This window comes from Wolbachia endosymbiont of Nasonia giraulti (assembly GCF_048054155.1).
Lineage (GTDB): Bacteria > Pseudomonadota > Alphaproteobacteria > Rickettsiales > Anaplasmataceae > Wolbachia > Wolbachia pipientis_C.
On the sequence record NZ_JAFEVH010000081.1, the window covers coordinates 1 to 3,850 of the forward strand.

General features: G+C 35.6%; 2 protein-coding genes. Both read left to right on the forward strand.

Annotation, left to right across the window (positions count from 1 at the left end; all coding sequences use genetic code 11):
* Positions 1–232: 232 nt before the first annotated feature.
* The gene (locus JR312_RS06250; RefSeq protein ID WP_416647982.1) at positions 233–2,116 is read left to right on the forward strand and encodes a DUF3857 domain-containing protein; all 1,884 of its coding nucleotides are present in this window, start codon (positions 233–235) and stop codon (positions 2,114–2,116) included.
* 47 nt (positions 2,117–2,163) lie between these two features.
* The gene (locus tag JR312_RS06255; protein WP_416647983.1) at positions 2,164–3,651 is read left to right on the forward strand and encodes a UbiD family decarboxylase; all 1,488 of its coding nucleotides are present in this window, start codon (positions 2,164–2,166) and stop codon (positions 3,649–3,651) included.
* Positions 3,652–3,850: the final 199 nt, after the last annotated feature.

The window sequence follows — 3,850 nt, forward strand, 5'->3', positions numbered from 1 at the left end:
AAAAGGTAGAGCAAAAGTGGATTACTGCTTTGCCTAATTGGGCTTTAACTATGTCTCAACTTGATATCTTTTTTCCTGGTAGGTTAAAAATTGAGTTGAATTGAAAATGCGGTTTGACACACTTTTTTGAACGTTCCCGTAATTTTAGATTGCATCTACAATATTTGTGCAATTGCGAATTTTAAGTTAAAATTAGTAATACGGTATATAGGTATTTTATTTGGTTATAATAATGAGGTTTTTAAAAACTATCCTTAACTTAGCAATGTTAGCATTTTTTGTAGCTTCGACAGCTGAAGCAAGGTGGAGCAAGTACGAAGATGCTTCTGTCGAGGTTAAGTTTTCTAATGTTAACATTAATGTTAATAGAGATGGTACCTATGAAACGGAAGTAGAGCTTCAAGCAAAAATACTCAAGGAGTCTGGGCGTGATAGATTTTCTCTGTATAGTTTAATCTACAATGATGATAGTGCAGATTTGACTGTTTTAGAAGCTAAAACAGCTTATAACGGAGAGGAATATATAGTCACTGAAGACATGATAGAGGATAAACCGCTAGCTAGTCCTAGTAAAGGCTTCGATCAGCTAAGGCAAGTAACTATATCGTTTCCTAAAATAGAAATTGGTACAGAAGTATATTTAAGGTATAAACAAGTTAACAAAAAGGTTCCTGTTGATAATTTTTATGGCTTGAGCTTTTCTTATCATGGGGATTATTTACAAGCAGAAAATACTAAAATCAATTCTGAATTACCCCTGGAGATTAAAGTTAATGATCCAAGAGAAGTATTAGAAATCGCTGAGGAAAAAAATGATGATATACACTCTATAAGCATTGCTTTAAAGAAAGCAGTTTATGAAAACGCAACAAATGAACCACATAATGGAATATTGAACATAAAACACAACACTTGGGTATCACTTTCAAGCTTATCTGAATGGGAGGATTTAGCTAAAAAATTAGCTCCTGGATATCATAGCGTTATCAATCAGCCGCTTCCTGCAACTTTTGAAGCTATAGCAGAATTTGCTGACAATGAGAGTACCGATGAGGAGAAAATTAATGCAGTTACTTCTTTATTGAATGAAAAAGTTCAGTACATGGGAGACTGGCGTACAGTGTCAGGAAAATTTTTTCCGAGAGATTTGGAGAAAATTGCTGATTCTCAAGTTGGGGATTGCAAAGACTTTTCTGCTAGCACGGCTGCTATTTTACAAGAACTTGGTTATAAAGTTCAACCTATTTTAGTTATGAGAGGAACTACTAGCACTTCTAATCCTGAAGCATTACCTAATATGGGTAATTTTAATCATGTGATGCTCAGAGTAATAAATAGAGATGGAAAAATATATTGGATTGATCCAACTAACACTGTCAGTATGGCACAGGGTATTTTCCCAGACATTGCTGATAGGAACGCTCTAGTACTCGATTCTGAGGAAGCAGATTACATAAAGATTCCTGCTGTACAAGGTGAAAATTCAAAAGTGATATCCCATAGTGAATTAACTATAGAAGATAACGTTGTAAATGAATATGGCCAGCTTACCGTGCAAGGGGAAGCAGCCTTAGGCTTAACAGGTGTTGGATTATATTATTCAGATGAGCAGTTAAGAGATTCTGTTTTTCGTATGATTAGTAGAGTATATCTTGATGAAGAAGAAAAGAAGTTCTTAGAATTGCCTGACCTTACCTTGCGTAATGTAGAGGATCTTACAATCAAATATGAGTTTCAGCAAAAAAATAAGATTTTTAAGACAAATTTAGGGCCAGCTTTGAATTTAGGAGATAATTGGCTTAATGATGTTGTCAATACAGCTTCTGACCAAGTGTCAGACCTTTTTATTGGTGTTCCTAAAACTAAGGAAAGCCATATGATAATAAAAGATATCAAAATTAAAAACTGTGAAAATTTGAATTTTGAAATAGATTCTCCTTGGTTATATGTAAATAGGTTCTGTAAATATAAAAATGATGGAACCGAATTTAGCAATTTAATAACCATAAAGAAAAGCTTTATTACCAATGAAGAATTAAAGACTGCTGAATATAAAAACTTAAAAAGCGAATTGGAGAATAATTTTTCTAGAGCCTCTATAATAATAAGTGAATGAGTTGTGCTGGGAAAAGCACTTCTTAAAAGGCTTAAAATTTTTAAAATATGTACAATAACTTACGCGACTTCATCAGAGCATTAGAAGAAAAAAAAGATCTAATTAGAATTAAAAAAGAAGTTTCAACTATTCTTGAAATGACAGAAATTCATCGTAGGGTTTTGTCAAACAAGGGACCAGCTATCATCTTTGAAAATGTTGTCACAGAAAATGGCAAAAATTCAATTCCCGTTTTAGTGAATTTATTTGGTACTATTGAGAGAATTGCATTCGGACTTGGTATAAATTCTGATGAATTAAGGGATCTGGGTAAACTTCTAGCATTTTTGCGATCACCTGAGCCACCAAAAACCTTCAAAGATGCTGTGAAAATGTTTCCTCTACTAAAAATTGTATTGTCGATGCGGAGCAAAGTTGTAAGCAAAGCTCCATGTCAAGAGGTGGTGCTAACTGGGGATAAGGTGGATCTTAGTTTGCTACCTATTCAGACATGCTGGCCAAACGAGCCTGCACCGATTATCACTTGGCCACTTGTGGTAACAAAAGGACCAACAGCAGACAAGCAAGATAATTTTAATCTTGGAATATATCGTATGCAGGTTGTGAATAAAAAAACGACTCTCATGCGCTGGCTTGCACATCGTGGTGGTGCAGGTCACCATAAACGGTGGAAGGAGAGGGGGCAAAATATGAAGTTTCCTGCGGCTGCTGTGATTGGTAGCGATCCTGCAACGATTATTGCTGCAGTAACTCCGGTGCCGGAGACTTTATCAGAATACCAATTTGCCGGGCTGCTGCGAAAAAAACCACTTGAGCTTGTAAATTGTAAAACTATTCCTCTTCAGGTTCCAGCTCATGCAGAAATTGTTTTGGAAGGATATGTAAGTTTGGATAATTACCAAGATGAAGGGCCATATGGAGACCATACCGGTTACTATAATGCTGTTGAACAGTTTCCTGAGTTTAACATCACTGCAATTACAATGCGCAAAGATCCAATTTATCTCAGCACTTTTACTGGCAAACCACCTGATGAACCATCAATTCTTGGTGAAGCACTCAACGAAATCTTTGTGCCGATTCTCATCAATCAGTTTCCGGAGATAGTAGATTTTTATCTGCCCCCAGAAGGTTGTTCATATAGAATAGCGGTAGTATCGATAAAAAAGGCTTATCCAGGGCATGCAAAAAGAATTGTTATGGGCATACTCTCTTTTCTCAAACAGTTTTTATATACCAAATTTATCATAGTTGTTGATGATGATATAAATATACGTGATTGGAAGGAAGTGATGTGGGCAATGTCAACAAGAATGGACCCTGTGCGTGATACAATTACGATAGAGAATGCCCCAATTGATTATTTAGATTTTGCTTCCCCTGAAAGTGGTCTCGGAGGTAAAATAGGGTTTGATGCAACAAACAAACTTCCACCTGAAACCAAACGAGAATGGGGAAGAAAAATTGAAATGAGCGAGGAAATAATAAAGAAAGTTACAGAGAAGTGGAAGGAATATGGGTTGACAGATGATTGAGCTATGATGTAGACTACCGCCGTGTATTTAGGTGTGGTTTGTGGGGCTTTTATATCTTTATTGGGAACGTTCAAAAAAGTGTGTCAAACCGAAAAAAAAGTAATAAATTGATATAAAAAATGGAGGTTTGATATGAGTCAAGCAAATAGAACTACTGGTTTGGTAGATTATAAAGAATTAGAAACAAATATCCTGTCAT

Coding starts and splice junctions, on each gene's coding strand:
- JR312_RS06250 (WP_416647982.1), top strand. CDS start 233: ATGAGGTTTTTAAAAACTATCCTTAACTTAGCAATGTTAGCATTTTTT.
- JR312_RS06255 (WP_416647983.1), top strand. CDS start 2,164: ATGTACAATAACTTACGCGACTTCATCAGAGCATTAGAAGAAAAAAAA.